The sequence below is a fragment of the Salinispora oceanensis genome (assembly GCF_000383575.1).
In the GTDB taxonomy this organism is placed as follows: domain Bacteria; phylum Actinomycetota; class Actinomycetes; order Mycobacteriales; family Micromonosporaceae; genus Micromonospora; species Micromonospora oceanensis.
This window is the reverse complement of sequence record NZ_KB911579.1, coordinates 4,768,113-4,784,262: the sequence shown is the minus strand read 5'-3', so window position 1 is coordinate 4,784,262 and position 16,150 is coordinate 4,768,113. Positions and strand designations below refer to the sequence as shown.

The following is a 16,150-nucleotide window of genomic DNA, read 5'->3' as shown; positions in this document are numbered from 1 at the left end:
ATCGATTCGATAGATGTGGGTGAGGTCAGCGTCAGCTACCAGCTGGCCGGGAGTCCGGCCGGCCGACCCTTGGTGCTCCTGCACGGCCTCGGTGACAGTGGGCCGGATTGGATGCCCGTGCTGGCGGAGCTGGCTACCCACTTCCAGGTGTTCGTGCTGGACTTGCGGGGGCACGGAACCAGTAGCCGGCCTGGTACATACTCGTTCGAGTTGATGCGCGACGACGTACTCGGCTTCCTGGATGCGGTGGGGTTGACGCGCGTCGCGCTGGTCGGACATTCCATGGGCGCGGTGGTGGCGGTGCTGGTCGCGCAGGCAGCCCCGGACCGGGTTACGCAGCTGGTGTTGGAGGACGCGACCGTGCCCCGGCCCGGAGATCTGTACCGGCCGCCGCTGGTCGCACCGGATGAGCCGATACCGTGTGACATTGCGGTGGTCAACGCGATCCGGGCGCAACTGACCGATCCGGATCCGGCCTGGTGGGAGGGGACGGAGACGGTCAGGCAACCGACGCTGATAGTTGACGGGGCCAGCAGCGACGACCGGCAGGCGTTGCTGGCGGCAGCAGCGGCACGGATGCCGAACGCCAGGATGGTCACGATCACCGCTGGCCATCATGTGCACCGAGACCAGCCGGCCAGGTTCCTGGAGGCGGTCGTGCCGTTCCTGCGGCACCACAGCACAACCTCACTCTGACGACCGGCAGGTCCGGAGGCATTGATCCATGGATGTCGAGGAGTACACGCGAGCGCTGGCCACGGCGAACCGATACGGGTGGGCGTTCCTGGCTGCGTACGGGAGCACCTGGCTTGTCTCCGCCGTGGCGTGGGCGAAGGCCAGTCCGCGGACCGCGGCCATCGTCACGCTGTTCCAGGGGATGGTCGCGCTACCAGCGGCTTTGGCCCTGACGCTCCTGGTCCCCGGCCCGCCCCGGCCAAGCCATGCCGCCCTCGAATCGCTGTCGGTGGTATTGGCCACCGGTCAGCTGCTTGGCCTTCCGGTCGTCATCTTTCTGGTCCTGAGTAGGCGGTACACCTTGGTGCCGCTGGGCGCGGTTATCCTGCTGGTCGTGCACTTCGCGCCCTATTCGTGGCTTTTCGGAACCCCGCTCTACATGGTGCTAGGCGGCGCCATTTCGCTCGCCGCCGCGCTCGTCAGCCGCCACGCCGAACGCGAAGGCGGCCCTGGCCCGACCGTCGGCGCGTACCGAACCTGCCTGTCGACCGGGCTTGTCCTGCTGAGCGGGGCAGCGGTCGCACTGGCCCTCTGACCCGGACGGCGGCACCGGGAACGCCAGGCGGACGACATCGCCACCCACCACAGGCCAGGATCGGGAGCTTGCGAGGGAGCTCCGACGCTGCAGCGACAACACCTCGAGATCCGTATGATCCGGCAGTACGAAATGTTCCGTGCATCCGACCAGCACTACAGGTGGATCTCAATATGACGTGGGACATTGTCCACCCGCGCAAGGCCTACCCGGGTAGCCACATCGCGGTCATCTCACCGTCGTTCGCAGCAGCGGGTGCTTATCCGGACATTCACGAGCAAGCCATGCGACGGCTTACCGAGGTCACTGGCCTGGTGCCGGTGGAGTACCCGACCACTCGACAGGTCGGTGCGGCACCGGAAGCCCGGGCCGCCGACATCAACGATGCCTTCGCGGACCCCCGAGTCCGCGCCATCCTCGCCGTCACCGGAGGCGAAGACCAGATCACGGTCATCCCCCACCTGAACGCCGAGTTCGCCCGCGCCGACCCGAAACCGTTCCTTGGCACCAGCGACAACACCAACCTGCACCACTGGCTGTGGGGGCTCGGCATCGCCAGCTTCTACGGCGGGTCCACCCAAGTCCACCTCGGTCCCGGTCCGGGCGTGGACGACATTCACGCCCGATCCCTACGGGCGGCCCTACTGACCGGGGAGACGTTGGAAATCACCGATCCCGGCGAATCCGAGGACGTCGGAATCGACTGGGCCGACCCGCGAGCCCTGAAACACTTCGGCGAGCGGGAACCCACCGAGCCATGGACTTGGCACGGGCCTCGGCGCACAGTCACTGGCACGGCCTGGGGCGGTTGCCTCGAGGTCATCGAATGGATCCTGGGTGCCGGGCGCTTCCCGCCTTCGCCCGGCATCCTGGACGGCGGGGTACTGATCATCGAGACCTCGGAGAAGCTCCTACCTGCCCGAAAGGTTGCATGGATCGTCCGTACCCTCGGCGAACGCGGCATTCTTGGCGCGGTCGACGCGGTCCTGGTGGCCCGCCCTCCGGTCTCGGACTTTACCCACCGTCCCGCAGCCGAAGACCGAAAGCTGCTGCGCAACCAGCAACGCGATGCGATCGTGGACGTAGTGACGCACTACAACCCGCAGGCCGTCATCTGTGTCGGCATCCCCTTCGGCCACACGCGACCACAGTGGATTCTGCCACACGGCGGCACTATCACCGTTGATGGCCGCGAACGCCGAGTTCGCGCCAACTACCGATAGTTCTCGGCACCTTGAGCCGACTTCGCGTAGCCGCGGAGCTGACGCGATGAGCTGGCGTATGGTGCGTAGCCATGACTGGGCGAATCTTGATCACAGGAGCCACTGGTCACCTGGGAGCACGAGTAGCCGAGCGTGCGACAGATGCGGGCTGGTCAGTCATTGGCACATACCTGCGGGCCGCCAGCGACATCGCCGGAGCGCAGTTGGACATTCGCGACGCCGCAGCGGTTCGTAACCTGGTACGACAGGTTCGTCCCGATGCGGTGATCCACACTGCTGCCGGGCGGGATAATTGGCGGGCCATGGCTGATGGCGCCGCACACGTCGCCGCCGCCGCTGCCGATCAGGGCAGCCGCTTGGTGCACGTCTCCAGTGATGCGGTGTTCTCTGGCCGGGAGATCGACTACGACGAGGCCGCACCGCCCGACCCGGTCTACCGGTACGGAGCCGCGAAGGCGGCGGCGGAGACAGCGGTCGCCGCTGTTGATCCTACGGCTGCGGTGGTGCGTACATCGTTGATCCTCGGCCACGGCCGGGGACAACACGAGATTCTTACTCGTGACCTGATTGCCGGCAGGGTCCAGGGCGCGCTGTTCACCGACATGATCCGAAAGCCGATACACGTCAACGACCTTGCCGACGCGCTGCTTGAGCTCGCCGCCAGCAGCTACGGGGGTGTCCTCAATGTTGCCGGCCCCGATGTCATCAGCCGCTACGACCTTGGCGTTCTGGTTGCCCGTCGCATGGGTCTCAACCCGGCCCGGATCCCCGCGGCCACCATCGCGGAGTCGGGTCTACGCATAGCGGCAGATGTGCGGTTGAACACCGAGAAGGCTGTTTCGATCTTGGCTACCCGTCTCCGTGGCGTCCAGGAGTCAGTCTCCAGCGATTGAACACGAAGGCTGGAAACCAGGGTCGGAATGGGCCGTCCCGGATAGACCAGGATGGCCGCGCCGCCGGCCAGGGCAGCGATGTTGGCGACCAGGAACAACGCCCCGCCGAGTGGCGGCCACCGTCATCGCCCCGGCCACGGTGCTGGCACCCCGGTCGACCCGGATGTGCCCGGCGACACGGGTGCGCAGGGCGCCGGTGTTGTCGGTGACCAGCTTGCACAGTAGCGCGAGACGGCGGTGCTGGATGATCGCGGTCTGCTGGCCAGGACGGTGCGAGGCATACGCAGCGCCATGGACGACAGCGATGATCGTTTCACCGTTGGGGGATCCTTAACGGACGCCCACCGGTCGGCACCGAGCAGGCCCAGTAGCCGCTGAGCCTGCTCGGCAGCGATCAGTAGACCTCGATGCCGACCGCGAAGCCGTCAGGGTCCCAGGCGTTGGAGTCGTACGCCCATGGGCTGGCGCCCCCGCCGTCGGCCGCCCACGGCGTGAACTGACGGGTGCCGCCCTGGTCGGCGCTGCCCTGGTCGACCGCTTTGACACTCAACCGGAAGTCGTAGAACACGACGCCGGCCGGCATGTCGCGGGTCTCCAGGCAGACCTTGACCTGGTCGGGGTCGAACCCGTTGGTGTCGAAGGCGAAGTCGCTCACGCCGCCGCCATCGCTGGCCCAAGGCGACCACTGGAGGACACCGGTCTGGCTGCCGTTATGGTCGGTGGCCTGAACGCCGATCCGGAAGTCGCGTGTCAGAGGTGTGAAGCGCGGCGGCGGCTCCAGGAAAAGCCGGGCGCCGTCCGGGTCGAACGTGTTGGTGTCTCCGGCGAATGGTGAGCATCCGCCGCCGAAGTTGGAGTACGGGGTGTACTCGGCATCCCCGATCTGGCTGCCGTTGTCGATCATCTGGATGCCGACACGGAAGTTGGACAGCTCGGCGGTGACACTCGGCCGGGCGGCCGCAGGCGCGGCCGTGCCGGCGATCGCGAGGACGCCAGCCGTGACGGCTGCGGCGAGCCCTGCAGTGATTCTGGGCATGTGCTGTTCCTCCTTGGCGGCGTCGGCGACGCCGGTTTCGTGATGCCGGGAGCGGCACCGGATGGCGAAAAAGCCCTAGAGATGAGCGCTGGCGCGGCCCTGGTCATCCCTCACATCGGAAATACTGGATGACAGGAATGCCCACTATGCATAGTTACGCGCCGGCAAACTGACAGCAGTACGTTGTATGTGCAGCTGTCGATCTTCGATGTGGGATTGAGTGGTCCGGCGGTGGTTCAGCCAACGAGGAGGTAGGAGTTGGCGAAGCCGCTGGGGTTGCAGACGTTGAGCTGTCGCCGCACGGAGGAGTACGAGAAGCCGGGTGGGACGGTACAGGCCCAGATTCCGGCCTGGGGCACGCGCAGGTAGTAGGAGTTGGCGAAGCCGCTGGGGTTGCAGACGTTGAGCTGTCGCCGCACGGAGGAGTACGTGTATCCAGACGGAACAGTGCAGGCCCAGAGCCGGTCGCTGGGGGCAACGACATAGTAGGAGTTGGCGAAGCCGCCGGGGTTACAGACGTTGAGCTCTCGCCGTACCGCCGTGTAGGTGTATCCAGACGGCACCGAGCAGGACCAGAAAGCACTCGTCTGCGTGGCAGGCTCGGTCGATTGGGCAGCGCCGTAGGCGGCCGCAGGTGCGACGGCCAGGCCGGCGACCAGGAGGATCGCAGCGGCGATCAGTCGGGATATCGACTGACGGATGCGGGGCATGGAACCTCCAGATGCTACAGGGATTGGACTCATTCACCGAAGCCTAAAAACGCTTTGTTAGCACCCGGTGAATAAATGAGCCTCGATCAAATGATCGAGACGCCCCCTGCCGGTCCAGGGCGGTTGCAAGTCCCGGGGCCGTGCGGCTGGTCGGGAAGTGACCGGTTGGGGTGCATAGCAAAGCAGGTGCGAGCTTCGTGATCATTGTGGTGCCTAAGCCCGATGATCTTGAGGTGGCTCGTGCCTGCTGCTGCAGCTTCTCCATTCCTACTATGCAGGTGAAACTGGGGCCGCTGGACACCGGCCGGATCGCTGACCTGCGGCCTTACCTGGATTCGGTGCCCGACCCGCGTTCGCGGCGAGGCCGGTGGTACTCGCTGACCGCGATCCTGCTGGTGTGCGCCTGCGGGGTCGCCTCGGGCGCGAAAGCACCAACGAGCTCGCCGAGTGGGGCCTGCGGGCCTCGACCGCGCTGCTGGCAGTCATCGGGATCCGCGTGCATCTGCTCAGATGGCGGTGCTCTTCGGTGCTGTGGACTCACCTCGGTGCGCGAGGAAGATCCGGCGTCACACCGGGGCCGAAAGTGCTACTGGCCGCGAATATCGTCGATGACTGCGACCTCCTCCGCGCTGCTGGCGCAGGTGGCGCTCTACGACGTACTGGCGCGGGTGTCCCCATCGCCGGTGGTCGCCCTCAACCGCGCCGTGGCCGTGGCCATGCGCGACGGCCCGGAGGCTGGTCTGGTGGCCCTGGGCGCATTGGACGCCGACGCGCTGCGCGGCTATCACCTGTTCCCGGCCGGCGCGAGTGGACCTGTTCGCCGGCTCGGCCGGGCCTCGGAGGCCACAACGGCCTACCAGACAGCGCTCGAACTCACCGTGAACGAGCGGGAGCGGGCATTCCTGCGCGGACGGCTGGCCGACCTGTGATCACCGAAACTCCAGAGGTGGCCGGTCGCCCTCGAAAGGCCGAGCGCCCGGCTGGCATGAAAAAGTCCCGAACCGCGGGCCGGCGCCGTCCTAGGCTAGCTAGCACCTGCACCTCGGCTCCCGAGGTGCTACAGGGCGGTCTCGGGCAGCGGCTGAACCTACTCGGTGGCCTCTCCGCGAGCCAGGAGGGCTGGGCCCTCTACGCCGAGCGGTTCATGGACGAGGGTTCATGCAGCTCCTGCGAGCGGCCCGGGTGGTGCTCGACGTCGGCCTACACCTGCGACTACCGATACCGTTCGGTGATCGAGCGGTATGGACGCCTGGAGCTGCTACGCGACCGCTGTCACCAGGGACCGTACGCCGTCGCCGAGCTCGGACGTTACCTGGGGCCGGCCCGGGCAGGCGCTGGCCTACAAGATGGGCGAGCGGGTGTGGCTGGCCGGCCGCTCGTCCTTCCCCGGCGACCGGCACGCGCTGGAGCTGGGTTCGCTGGGCCTGGACCAGTTGACCGCCGCCCTCCAGCAGGTTGACCACGTGCGATCGGGCCGCCATCATCGGTAAGCACCGAAACCGGGCCCGCAAGCCGCACCACACCCCGGACGTGACCGTTGCCCTCCGGGCGCTGCGCGGTCCGGGTTGCGCGGACCAGCCACCTGAAGCGGTCCTACCGGAATGAGGCTGACGGTTCCGCGCAAGGTAACACTTCGCGCGGCAAGTTGGTGAAACGGAGAGTACGCATGCCCTGGTACGTCACCGTCGCACTCGTCGGCATGCTGATCTCCATCGCGATGCTGCTGTCATATACCCAGCGCGAAAGGCGTGCGCCGCGTCTCGTCGGGGTCGCGGCGGTGGCGCTGCCCCTCGCGTTTGTGGGTGCTCTCGCCGCCTGGGCGATCACGGGAGGTTAGCTTCGGTGGTCGGCGGCAGCTGTGGCATGGGCACCGGCCGCTGGGGCTGAGCTCAGCTTCTGTCCACAGCGAATAGGCCCCGGCGGAACGCCTCAGCGACCGCCGTGGCGCGGTCGTTGACGTCGAGCTTGGCGTAGATGTGTAGCAGGTGGCTCTTCACGGTTGCTTCGCTGATGAACAGCCTCCTGGCAGCCTCACGGTTGGTGGTGCCTTCCGCGATGAGGGTCAGGACTTCCAGCTCTCGGGCGCTGAGCGCGTTGACCGGGGTGCGCACCTGACCGAGTAGCCGGGTGGCGACGGACGGGGACAGCACCGCCTCGCCACGTGCAGCCATCGGTAGGACAACGGTGTCGCCGGGCTCGATGGAACTGCCGAACGCCAGCAGGATGAACAGCGGGATCAGCAGCGTGAAGATCGCCCCGGGCTCCCTGGCCAGCAGCTTCACTTCGACGACGGCAAGCTTGCCCATAATCACCTTTTCTTTGTCGATCCGGAACAGGGCTGGTCGAGGGGCCGGCCAGTCAGGGCGACGATCGCGTCGTCGAGGGTGCGCCTGTCGATGTGCAGGTCGCTGTCTGGGCCCGGCGCCGCGTCCGAATCGATCCGCCGGCCACACCGGCCCCTGGGATTCGGATGATCCAAAATCCGCCACCTGGTTGATGCGGTGGTCCTGCCTGCCTACTGGCGTCGATCGGTGCGAGCGCCCTCTCCCCCACCTTCAGGCACCACCAGCGGGTCAATTATCGAATTTTTGTTATTGGTAATCCGGCAATCCCGAGGAAGTGATAAACCGGACAAAACCTCGGTACATCATAATGACCGTTATGGTGTATCAGTGTCCGCAGTCGCTACCGCGGGGTCCAGTGGTGTTGTCCTGTCCCAGTAGATCTGAGACTTCCCGCCGAAGGTGGAGTCGTTGGCCCGGCTAGCTGCGACCCGACCCAGTGAAACGGGTGCCGGCGCTCCTGGGTGAGCCGAACCCCGGGGGTGACGTACCTGGTAGGCCGAGCTAGCGACGCGGAGCGGTTAGTACATTTGATCTAACACGAGGGGTATCGTCCGAAGATGACATCCTCGGAGGCGCGGCTTCCTGCGCCGGGCTGCACGCGGGCCACGCGCCGTTGACGTCCGCCCATCGCGATGCCCAGACGCCTCTGGCGGTCCGGACCCGCGCTCTGGCGTTCAGGTACCGCTGCTGGGCTCGATCGCTGCCGGCGCTCCAATTCTGGCTGAGGAGTACGTCGAGGAAGTCCTGACCTCGCCCAGAAAGCTCGTCGGCCACGGAAGGCTGTTCGCGCTGCAGGTCCGCGGGGATTCAATGATCGAAGCTGGCATCGCAGACGGGGATGTCGTCGTGGTGCGGCAGCAAGCGGTGGCTGACAGTGGCGACATCATCGCCGCGATGATCGACGACGAGGCCACCGTCAGAGTCTTGCGTATCTGCGATGGCGCCGTGGACCTGCTACCCCGCAACCCGCGCTACCCCGTCATCCCCGGTGACCGCGCGACGATTCTCGGCAAGGTGGTCTGTGTGCTGCGTCGTAGCTGAGCGTGTCTGCCGGTAGCGCGCAAGTGCGAGGCTGGCGTGCCTGAGAAGTTGTTCGACCACGCAGGCCTGCCAGTGCCCGGTGAGGCAGCCACAGCGTGAGCCGGGGTGTACCCAACGGCGCCGTCGGCCAACAGGTGAAAACTGCTGACCATCGGCCGCACCCCACCGCCGTAGCCCGCTCCGGTCGACTGGCCGCCGTCCACCGGCGCCCGTCGGTGGCCATGCGGCCAGCCGGAAACGTGTTTCTCCGGTTGGCGTTCGCTCCGTAGGATCTCCGGCGATCAAGGGGGATGAAGCGGTGGACGATTTCCAGCAGTTCGTGACGGATGCGACTTCGCGCCTGTCCACGATGTCCAGGGGTGAGTTGTACGTCGTCGGCGACGGTCTCGACCGGGACTCGCTCTGGCTCACCTTTCTCGACTCGTTCCCCGCCGGCACCAATCTGCGGTTCCGTGAGCGGTCCGCGTACGACTGCTCGACCTGCCGCGGTTTCATCAAGCACTTCGGCAACGTCGTTGAGATCCACGACGGGCGGGTCCGCACCGTCTGGTCCGGGGTGTCGGCCTCCGACCCGGTCTTCTCCGTCGTCGCCGCCGCTCTGGACGAGTTCGTTCTTTCGTTGCCGTTGTCCACCATCTTCCGGTCCACTCAGGCGCAGTACGGGACGAAGACCACTCGAACGCTGCGCGACGGCCAGGTCGAGGTGTGGCACCACCTGCACGGCCGGGTGGAAAAGCGGCATCGCATCGAAGACGTCGGCGCGGCACAGGGCAACTTCAACGCCGCGGTGCAGGTCTTCCAGCGTGGCCTGGCCGAGCTGACCCAGCACGCTCTGGACACCATCGTCGACCTTATCGACGACAACGTTCTCTACCGCGGCACGGAGCATCGTCGGGCGGTGACCGAGTTCCGGTCGCTCCAGAACCGGTGGACGCAGGCGACCGACCGGCGGGCCTTCGTCTTCGCCAACGCCATGAACCCGGCAGCCCGGTTCCGCAACACGGTGATCGGCACCCTCGTCCAGGACCTCTCCGCGGGTGTCGACCTGGAGCAGGCGGTCCGGTCGTTCGAGACGAAGGTGGCACCGCAGAATTACCAGCGCCCCAGGGCGTTGATCACCCCGGCCATGGTCAAGGCTGCCATGAAGACCATCGACGAGTTGGGCATTGAGGAGTCGTTGCAGCGACGGTTCGCGCGGCTTTCCGACGTGTCGGTCACCAACGTGCTGTGGGTCGACAACGACACACAGCCGCGGATGAAGGACGGCATCGCAGGGCTGCTCATGCAGGCAGCCACCACCAGGTCGGCAGGTGCGGGCCTTCGGGAGGCGAAGCCGGAGGAGATTCCCGTGGTCTCCTTCTTGAAGGACATCCTGCCCGCTGCCGCGACCATCGACCTGTGGGTGGCCAACAGCCACGAATCGCACCTCGTCAGTCTCACCACGGGCCGGCATCCTGCCGCCCCGCGGCTGTTCACCTGGGACAACGATTTCGGCTGGTCCTACAACGGCAACGTCACCGACTCGATCAAGGAGAAGGTCAAGCGGGCCGGCGGTAACGTCACCGGCAAGCTGCGGGTGAGCCTGTCCTGGTTCAACCACGACGACCTCGACCTGCACGTGTTCGAACCCAACGGCGACCACATCTGGTACCAGGACAAGCGCAACAAGCTGGACGTCGACATGAACGCTGGCGGAACGCTCTCCCGCGAGCCGGTCGAGAACGTCACCTGGACCGAACGTGTCCCCGACGGTGAGTACCGGATCGAGGTGAACCAGTACCGCAAGCGGGACAGCACCGACGTCGGCTTCGTGATCGAAACTGAGAACAACGGGAAGATCGAGCATTACAGCCACGAGCGGGCGGTCGGCCACAAGGAAACCGTCGAGGTGGGCCGGATGACGGTCGCCGGCGGGGTGATCACCGCTTTCCGGCCGGGTAAGGGCATGCAGCCGGGCAGTGCGAGCAAGGAGTTGTGGGGCATCACCACCGAACAGTTCGTGCCGGTGTCCACCATCATGTACTCACCGAACTTCTTCGACGACAGCGAGGTCGGCAACCGGCACTACTTCTTCATCCTGAAGGGGTGCGTGAACGACCAACCGACGCGGGGGATCTACAACGAGTTCCTCCGCGGCGACCTGCAACCGCACCGCAAGGTGTTCGAGGTTCTCGGGGATCGCACCAAGTGCGAGCCGTCCCCGGATCAGCTGTCCGGCCTCGGCTTCAGCTCCACGGTCCGCAGCTCCGTGATCGCCAAGGTGACCATGACCGGCGGCCGGCGTCGTCTCATCAGCATCCAGTTCTGAATCGTCACCCAGACACCCTAGAAAGGCCACCGTGACCATTTTCGAGAAAGCCACGCGAGAGAAGTTCCGCTACCCGTCGGCCAAGGGCCTGCTGACCACGGAACAGTTGTGGGAGCTTCCGCTGACCGCCAAGTCCGGCTTCAGCCTCGATGACGTGGCCAGGGCCGTCAACGCCGAGCTCAAGGCCATCGACACCGAGTCGTTCGTGGCCACCGAGACCAATCCGGCCAAGGCGACCTTGGAGACCAAGTTGGAGGTCGTCAAGCACGTCATCGCCATCCGCATCGCGGAGGACCAGGCGGCGAAGGCAGCGGCGGCCAAGAAGCTGGAGAAGGAGAAGCTGCTGGCGGTCCTAGGCCGCAAGCAGGACGCGGTCCTGGAGAACCTGACCGAGGCAGAGCTGCTGGCCCGAATCAACAACCTGTAGCCCGCCGACAATCAGCGTCTGCCAGCAGGCCCGCACATCGCCGAGAAGTACGGTCGCTATGCAAGACCTGTGCGGCCAGGCCGGCACTGAACGGCCACTTCTCGGCGAACTAAATCGGTACAACAGCGACCCGCAACGCCCTCTCATCGGCTACTTGTTTCATTGACCTGCGACCGCGGCCCGGCCAGGCTTCGGTCGAGGCGCCCGGGCTGTCGCTCTCATTTCGGCTGCCCACGCTGGTCGTGTGGCTCTCATCTGGCCTGCGCAGTCCCGGGCGTCGCCCTAGCCTGTGTCGAAGTCGGTCACAGCCATTCGTTGATCGCGGCGATGTGCACGGTGGCTTCGTAGCGCACGGCGAGTTTGTCGAACCGGGTCGCGACGGCGCGGTGGCGTTTGAGTCGGTTGATGCCGCACTCCACGCAGTGACGCTGTTTGTAGGTTTCGGGGTCGAAGGCCGGCGGCCGGCCGCCCTTCGACCCCTTCTTGCGCCGGTTGGCGTCCTGGACATCCTCACGCCGTCCGGCCGGCGGCTTTACGGCACAAGCTGATCCGGCTCAACCGGTGGCGTGGGCCGCCCATGCCAGCACGGCTTCCGGTGAGGCATCGTAGCCGAGGTCAGCCTGCCGCACTGCGGTGACCTGGTAAATCCTCCACTCGCCGCCGGCGGCCCGGAGGACATGTCCCGTGAAGGGACACTCGCGGGAGGCAAGCACGGCGACTCCTGGAGCCACCGACGCGGGCATGAGTTCGTGCGGTTGCACGGCACGACGGAAGATGCGGGTGGCAGCCACCGGGCAGATCGCGTTTACCAGGATCCCGTGTGCTCGGCCTTCGCCGGCGAGTGCGTTCATAAGACCAAACTGTGACGCCTTGCTGACGCTGTAAGCGGCCACGTCAGCGCCGTCGATGGTGCGTAGTCCGAAGTCCGAGGTGGTCAGTACGATTCTGCCGTAGTGCTGATTCCGCATCAGCGGCCACACCGCCGAGCAAAGCCACCATGCCGCATGGGCGTTGATCGCCATGGTCGTGTCGTACTCGTCCGTAGTTGCTTCGCTGATGCCGTGGTAACGAACAATGCCGGCATTATGAATTAACGCATCGATGCGTCCGTGCTCGGCGAGGACTTCAGCGATCAGTTCCTCACAGCCGTGACGCGTCGCCAGGTTTTGCACGTGCACGGACGCGCGCCCTCCACCGTCGGCTATCTCACCGGCGACAGCATGGGCGGGAGCAGGATCGTTGCCGCTACCGTCGCGATCGACTCCCCCATCGTGTACGGCGACGTCCGCGCCTCTGGCGGCCAGCAGCCGAGCGTAGGACTTGCCCAGGCCACGTCCCGCGCCGGTAACAAGGACCACTTGTCCTGCAAGGTCGATCATGCACCCAGCATGCCAGGAGCACCAGTCGTTCGGATGCCCCGACAATCGGAACGAGACAGCACCCGCTCACCCGGTGAGATCAGCATGCCGACCCTGGGCCGCAACGGCCTCACCCGGCCCCGTTCCCTGATCAGCCCGATCGCCATCGCCACGCGGGTCGCGTCAGCATGGGTCGCCGTTTTGCCAAACCTCGGGTGTGTCAGAGTCGGATCGTGGTGAACAGGGTGGTCCCGTGGACCGCGTCCACTTCCTTCCGCTCGGTCTCGGTGAACCCGACCTTCGCTGGACGACAGCCTCGGCTACCCGCCAGGGTCTGAGCACCAGGTGACCCGTCTCGAGGGCAACCTCCCGGGCCGGAGTCACCGCAGCCGACATGACAGCAACGGGCCGGCGTGTCCGCGCAGTTCAGGACCATCGTCGGCGACGCCGCGTTCGGCGCTGGCCGCGGTCGCTTCCCCACGACGCACTCCGACTTTCGCCTCCAGCGCGGCGCCCCGCTGCGCGAGCTCCGCCACGTTCATGGTGATCGCAGTACCTCTTCGCCACCGCCTTCACCCGCCTGACCGCCTTACCTCGACCCGCCACCTGACCAGACAACCCGCCCGACCACCACAATCCGGAAGGCCCCCGGAGGACACCGACCCCGACGTCGTCCGGACCACCACGCCCACATCCGTTAATATCTATGAACATCGACGTCTGGCCCGGCATCAGCCACCGCCACGACCCTCATGAAAGAGCAGGGCTAGGGGTCGACGATCTCGGCGAGCCGGGAGGCCAGGAACGCCCGCTCCGCCTCATTGTCGGCGAGGTCGAGCGCTTGCCGGTAGGCCGTCGCGGCCTCCGGGCGCCGGTCCAGGCGGCGCAGCAGATCGGCCTTGACCGCTGGCAGGTAGTGGTAGCCGGCCAGCCCACCGGCGTGTTCCAGCTTCTCCACCTCGGCGAGCGCGCTCGCCGGTCCGGCGTACATCGCCATCGCCACCGCCCGGTTCAGCGCGACCACCGGCGACGGCCACACCTTCAGCAGCTCGTCGTACAAGACGAGCACCCGGCCCCAGTCGGTGTCGGCGTAGGCCGGCGCCGTGGCGTGCACCGACGCGATGGCCGCCTGCAGCGTGAACCTGCCGGGAGCCGCGCCCTCCAGCGCCTCCTCAACGAGCCGGCGACCCTCATCGATGGCGGCCCGATCCCAGGCTGACCGGTCCTGCTCCTCCAGCAGCAGCAGCCGGCCCTCGGCGTCGGTCCGCGTGGCCCGGCGGGCGTGAGTGATCAGCAGCAGCGCGAGCAGCCCCTTCACCTCGCGTTCGCCGGGCATCAGCTCACGCAGCATGCGAACCAGGTCGAGCGCGCTCTCGGCGGGGTCGGCGCGGGTCAGCGTCTGACCGGACGGTGCGGTGTGGCCAGTAGTGAACAGGAGGTAGATGACGGTGAGCACGGAGTGCAGCCGCTCCGGCAGCTCGTCGGCCTCGGGGACGCCGAACAGGATGCCAGCGCTGATGATCTTCTTCTTGGCCCGGGTGATCCGGGCCGCCATCGTCGGCATGCTGACGAGGAAGGTCTTGGCGATGTCGATGGTGCTCACGCCGCAAACCAGCCGCATGGTGAGCGCGATCTGCGACTCGCGGGCCAGTGCCGGGTGACAGCACATGAAGATGAGCCGGAGCCGGTCGTCGTACATCAGCGGACCGGGTGCCGAGCCGGCCTGCGCCGTGTCGGCCTCGGGCTCGGGCTCGACGAGCAGGTGCAGCTTGGATCTCAGGGTCTTGGCACGCCGCAGCGCGTCCAACGCATTGCGGCGTGCCGCGGTGGACAGCCAGGCGCCGGTGTTCTCCGGCACGCCGTGCCGTTCCCAGGCGTCGAGCGCGGAGACGTACGCGTCCTGCACGCACTCCTCGGCCAGGTCGAGATCTCGCAGCAGCCGCGCCGTCGAGGCGAGGAGCGCTCCCCACTCCCGCCGGTGCGCGAGAGCCACGGCGTGCCGGACCTCGGCCGAGTGGGTGCCGGCCGCAGATTCGTCGTCGTCCCTGTTCACGTCGTCAGAGGAGGGCTTGCGCATGGGCGTCCAGGCATGAGCGATCGGGTTGTCACTACCGTAGCCTCCGGTCTCAGAGCGCGGTCGAGGGGAGTGACACGCGCGCCGGACCAACCGTTTCCCGGGCGCGCATTTCTGGAGATACCCGGAACGGGCGCCGGCACCATACTGAGCGCCATGCGCGTCCTCTTCGTGACCAATCCCTTCAAGGCCCACCTCTATGCGCAGGTGCCGCTGGCCTGGGCGCTCCGTGCCGCGGGGCACGAGGTGTGCGTCGCCGCCCCGCCGGAGCTGAGTGAGGCGATCGCGCACTGCGGCTTGCCTGGTGTTGCGATCGGCGCGGACATGCCCCCGCTGCACGAGCGGGTGGCGGGTTTCGAGGCGCCGGCGGGCGCCTGCGACCCGCGGGGTGACCGCACCGGGAGGTCGGTGCAGAGCGACTACGGCTGGGGCGACCCGCACGTCGAGCTCCGCGACTTCACCCTCGGCGTCCATCAGGTCTTCTTCCCGGACGCGGTGACCGACGACCTGGTCGGCTTCGCCCGCGCGTGGCTCCCCGACCTGGTGATCTGGGACTCCAGTGCCTTTCCCGGCGCGGTCGCGGCGCAGGTCGTCGGCGCCGTGCACGCCCGCTTCATCCTCAGCGTGGACCGGATGGCGCAGGTGCGCGCGGCCTGCCGGGCCGGGCTCGGCACCGCCGGAGATCCGCTGCGGGACTGGCTGCAGCCGATCCTGGAGCGGTACGGCCGGGACTTCGACGAGACGACGGTGCTCGGCAAGTGGACGATCGCCCCGACGCCGCCGTGGATCTGGCAGCCGGAGGGCGTGCACTACGTCCCGATGCGCAGTGTGCCGTTCAACGGCCCGGCGACGACGCCGCGGTGGGTGTTCGAGCCGCCCGCCCGTAGGCGCGTCTGCATCACCCAGGGCATCTCGCACCGGGACGCTGGCATCGGCGAGGCGGCCTCGGTGAGCGGCCTCTTCGAGGCGGTGGCCGACCTCGACGTCGAGGTGATCGCGACCTTCAACGCCCAGCAGCTCGGGCCGGCGACGGCGATTCCGGACAACGTGCGCAACGTCGACTTCGTCCCGTTCACCTCGCTGCTGCCGACGTGCGCGGCGCTCGTTCACGACGGTGGGGTGGGAAGCTTCGCCACGGCGTCGGAGCACGCCGTTCCGCAGGTCATCGTCCCGCACGACGCCAAGGTCGAGAAGTGGTGGGGTCCGGTGGCGATGAGTGACGGGCTGGAGAGCCGCGGGGCCGGCGTCTATGCCGCCAACGCGAACAGCCTGACCCCCGCCATCCTTCGTGACAGCCTCAGGCGGGTGCTGGAGGACCCGTCGTTCGCGGACAACGCCGCCCGGCTGCGCACCGAAACGAGGGGGATGCCGACCCCGGCCGACGTTGTGCCGGCGCTGGAAAAACTGACCGCCGACCACCGGGGGTCGCACGCCTGATCACGCCGACGCCGACGCCGCGGCGTCG

At 67.0% G+C, this 16,150-nt stretch carries 15 protein-coding genes and 3 pseudogenes; 11 read left to right on the top strand and 7 right to left on the bottom strand.

The annotated features are described in order from the left end of the window. The first annotated feature begins 15 nt into the window (after window positions 1–15). From SALPAC4_RS0121875 to SALPAC4_RS0121860, 4 genes are all read left to right on the top strand, one after another. Entirely contained in the window at window positions 16–696 is a 681-nt protein-coding gene (locus SALPAC4_RS0121875) for an alpha/beta fold hydrolase (RefSeq protein WP_019872174.1), read from the top strand. Window positions 697–724: 28 nt separating this feature from the next. Next, window positions 725–1,270, top strand: coding sequence for a DUF7010 family protein (locus SALPAC4_RS0121870; RefSeq protein WP_019872173.1), 546 nt, complete (start codon window positions 725–727; stop codon window positions 1,268–1,270). 173 nt (window positions 1,271–1,443) lie between these two features. Beyond that, on the top strand, window positions 1,444–2,493 hold the full coding sequence (locus tag SALPAC4_RS0121865; protein WP_019872172.1) for a S66 family peptidase: 1,050 nt from the start codon (window positions 1,444–1,446) through the stop codon (window positions 2,491–2,493). 71 nt (window positions 2,494–2,564) lie between these two features. Beyond that, window positions 2,565–3,386: a sugar nucleotide-binding protein gene (locus tag SALPAC4_RS0121860; protein WP_080640942.1), complete on the top strand. Its 822-nt coding sequence runs from the start codon at window positions 2,565–2,567 to the stop codon at window positions 3,384–3,386. Between the two features lie 394 nt (window positions 3,387–3,780). Here SALPAC4_RS0121860 and SALPAC4_RS0121855 read toward each other — a convergent pair whose 3' ends face one another. Next, window positions 3,781–4,422, bottom strand: coding sequence for a hypothetical protein (locus tag SALPAC4_RS0121855; protein WP_018732149.1), 642 nt, complete (start codon window positions 4,420–4,422; stop codon window positions 3,781–3,783). A 236-nt stretch (window positions 4,423–4,658) separates the two neighbouring features. Next, window positions 4,659–5,132, bottom strand: a complete 474-nt coding sequence (locus tag SALPAC4_RS0121850; protein WP_019872170.1) for a hypothetical protein — start codon at window positions 5,130–5,132, stop codon at window positions 4,659–4,661. Window positions 5,133–5,740: 608 nt separating this feature from the next. On the opposite strand from SALPAC4_RS0121850, the gene SALPAC4_RS0121845 reads away from it, so the two are divergent. The 3 genes from SALPAC4_RS0121845 (at window position 5,741) to SALPAC4_RS28040 (ending at window position 6,969) form a co-directional block, all read left to right on the top strand. Continuing rightward, window positions 5,741–6,061, top strand: a complete 321-nt coding sequence (locus SALPAC4_RS0121845; RefSeq protein WP_019872168.1) for an RNA polymerase sigma factor — start codon at window positions 5,741–5,743, stop codon at window positions 6,059–6,061. A gap of 312 nt (window positions 6,062–6,373) precedes the next feature. Continuing rightward, complete coding sequence (locus tag SALPAC4_RS28680; protein WP_033665026.1) at window positions 6,374–6,622, top strand: hypothetical protein; 249 nt, start codon at window positions 6,374–6,376, stop codon at window positions 6,620–6,622. Window positions 6,623–6,798: 176 nt separating this feature from the next. After that, window positions 6,799–6,969: a hypothetical protein gene (locus tag SALPAC4_RS28040; RefSeq protein WP_018733659.1), complete on the top strand. Its 171-nt coding sequence runs from the start codon at window positions 6,799–6,801 to the stop codon at window positions 6,967–6,969. A gap of 52 nt (window positions 6,970–7,021) precedes the next feature. On the opposite strand, the pseudogene SALPAC4_RS0121830 reads toward SALPAC4_RS28040, so the two are convergent. Further along, window positions 7,022–7,300 (bottom strand): annotated as a pseudogene (locus SALPAC4_RS0121830) (response regulator transcription factor); the annotation flags it as partial. Between the two features lie 756 nt (window positions 7,301–8,056). Between SALPAC4_RS0121830 and lexA the strand changes: the two are divergent. The 3 genes and pseudogenes from lexA to SALPAC4_RS0121815 form a co-directional block, all read left to right on the top strand. Further along, window positions 8,057–8,518: pseudogene (lexA, locus tag SALPAC4_RS25555) on the top strand (transcriptional repressor LexA); the annotation flags it as partial. Between the two features lie 298 nt (window positions 8,519–8,816). Next, on the top strand, window positions 8,817–10,826 hold the full coding sequence (locus tag SALPAC4_RS0121820) for a hypothetical protein (RefSeq protein ID WP_019872165.1): 2,010 nt from the start codon (window positions 8,817–8,819) through the stop codon (window positions 10,824–10,826). 31 nt (window positions 10,827–10,857) lie between these two features. After that, window positions 10,858–11,253, top strand: coding sequence for a hypothetical protein (locus SALPAC4_RS0121815; protein ID WP_016814328.1), 396 nt, complete (start codon window positions 10,858–10,860; stop codon window positions 11,251–11,253). 302 nt (window positions 11,254–11,555) lie between these two features. Here the strand turns inward: SALPAC4_RS0121815 and SALPAC4_RS29190 are convergent. The 4 genes and pseudogenes from SALPAC4_RS29190 to SALPAC4_RS0121790 form a co-directional block, all read right to left on the bottom strand. Further along, window positions 11,556–11,756: pseudogene (locus SALPAC4_RS29190) on the bottom strand (IS5 family transposase); the annotation flags it as partial. A gap of 51 nt (window positions 11,757–11,807) precedes the next feature. Beyond that, window positions 11,808–12,632 carry an SDR family NAD(P)-dependent oxidoreductase gene (locus tag SALPAC4_RS0121805; RefSeq protein ID WP_109746122.1) on the bottom strand — a complete coding sequence of 275 codons (825 nt, stop codon included), beginning with the start codon at window positions 12,630–12,632 and terminating at the stop codon, window positions 11,808–11,810. A gap of 359 nt (window positions 12,633–12,991) precedes the next feature. Next, on the bottom strand, window positions 12,992–13,153 hold the full coding sequence (locus tag SALPAC4_RS28035) for a hypothetical protein (RefSeq protein ID WP_019872163.1): 162 nt from the start codon (window positions 13,151–13,153) through the stop codon (window positions 12,992–12,994). Between the two features lie 224 nt (window positions 13,154–13,377). Continuing rightward, window positions 13,378–14,688 carry an RNA polymerase sigma factor gene (locus SALPAC4_RS0121790; RefSeq protein ID WP_019872162.1) on the bottom strand — a complete coding sequence of 437 codons (1,311 nt, stop codon included), beginning with the start codon at window positions 14,686–14,688 and terminating at the stop codon, window positions 13,378–13,380. Between the two features lie 153 nt (window positions 14,689–14,841). Between SALPAC4_RS0121790 and SALPAC4_RS0121785 the strand changes: the two genes are divergently transcribed. Continuing rightward, window positions 14,842–16,122, top strand: coding sequence for a nucleotide disphospho-sugar-binding domain-containing protein (locus SALPAC4_RS0121785; protein ID WP_019872161.1), 1,281 nt, complete (start codon window positions 14,842–14,844; stop codon window positions 16,120–16,122). Window positions 16,123–16,150: the final 28 nt, after the last annotated feature.

What these genes read in the sequence shown, in the direction of transcription:
- SALPAC4_RS28680 (WP_033665026.1), top strand. Translation starts at nt 6,374, where the DNA reads ATGGACGCCTGGAGCTGCTACGCGACCGCTGTCACCAGGGACCGTACG.
- SALPAC4_RS28035 (WP_019872163.1), bottom strand. Translation starts at nt 13,153, where the DNA reads ATGAACGTGGCGGAGCTCGCGCAGCGGGGCGCCGCGCTGGAGGCGAAA.
- SALPAC4_RS0121870 (WP_019872173.1), top strand. Translation starts at nt 725, where the DNA reads ATGGATGTCGAGGAGTACACGCGAGCGCTGGCCACGGCGAACCGATAC.
- SALPAC4_RS0121845 (WP_019872168.1), top strand. Translation starts at nt 5,741, where the DNA reads ATGACTGCGACCTCCTCCGCGCTGCTGGCGCAGGTGGCGCTCTACGAC.
- SALPAC4_RS0121790 (WP_019872162.1), bottom strand. Translation starts at nt 14,688, where the DNA reads ATGCGCAAGCCCTCCTCTGACGACGTGAACAGGGACGACGACGAATCT.
- SALPAC4_RS0121855 (WP_018732149.1), bottom strand. Translation starts at nt 4,422, where the DNA reads ATGCCCAGAATCACTGCAGGGCTCGCCGCAGCCGTCACGGCTGGCGTC.
- SALPAC4_RS0121805 (WP_109746122.1), bottom strand. Translation starts at nt 12,632, where the DNA reads ATGATCGACCTTGCAGGACAAGTGGTCCTTGTTACCGGCGCGGGACGT.
- SALPAC4_RS0121860 (WP_080640942.1), top strand. Translation starts at nt 2,565, where the DNA reads ATGACTGGGCGAATCTTGATCACAGGAGCCACTGGTCACCTGGGAGCA.
- SALPAC4_RS0121850 (WP_019872170.1), bottom strand. Translation starts at nt 5,132, where the DNA reads ATGCCCCGCATCCGTCAGTCGATATCCCGACTGATCGCCGCTGCGATC.
- SALPAC4_RS0121785 (WP_019872161.1), top strand. Translation starts at nt 14,842, where the DNA reads ATGCGCGTCCTCTTCGTGACCAATCCCTTCAAGGCCCACCTCTATGCG.
- SALPAC4_RS28040 (WP_018733659.1), top strand. Translation starts at nt 6,799, where the DNA reads ATGCCCTGGTACGTCACCGTCGCACTCGTCGGCATGCTGATCTCCATC.
- SALPAC4_RS0121865 (WP_019872172.1), top strand. Translation starts at nt 1,444, where the DNA reads ATGACGTGGGACATTGTCCACCCGCGCAAGGCCTACCCGGGTAGCCAC.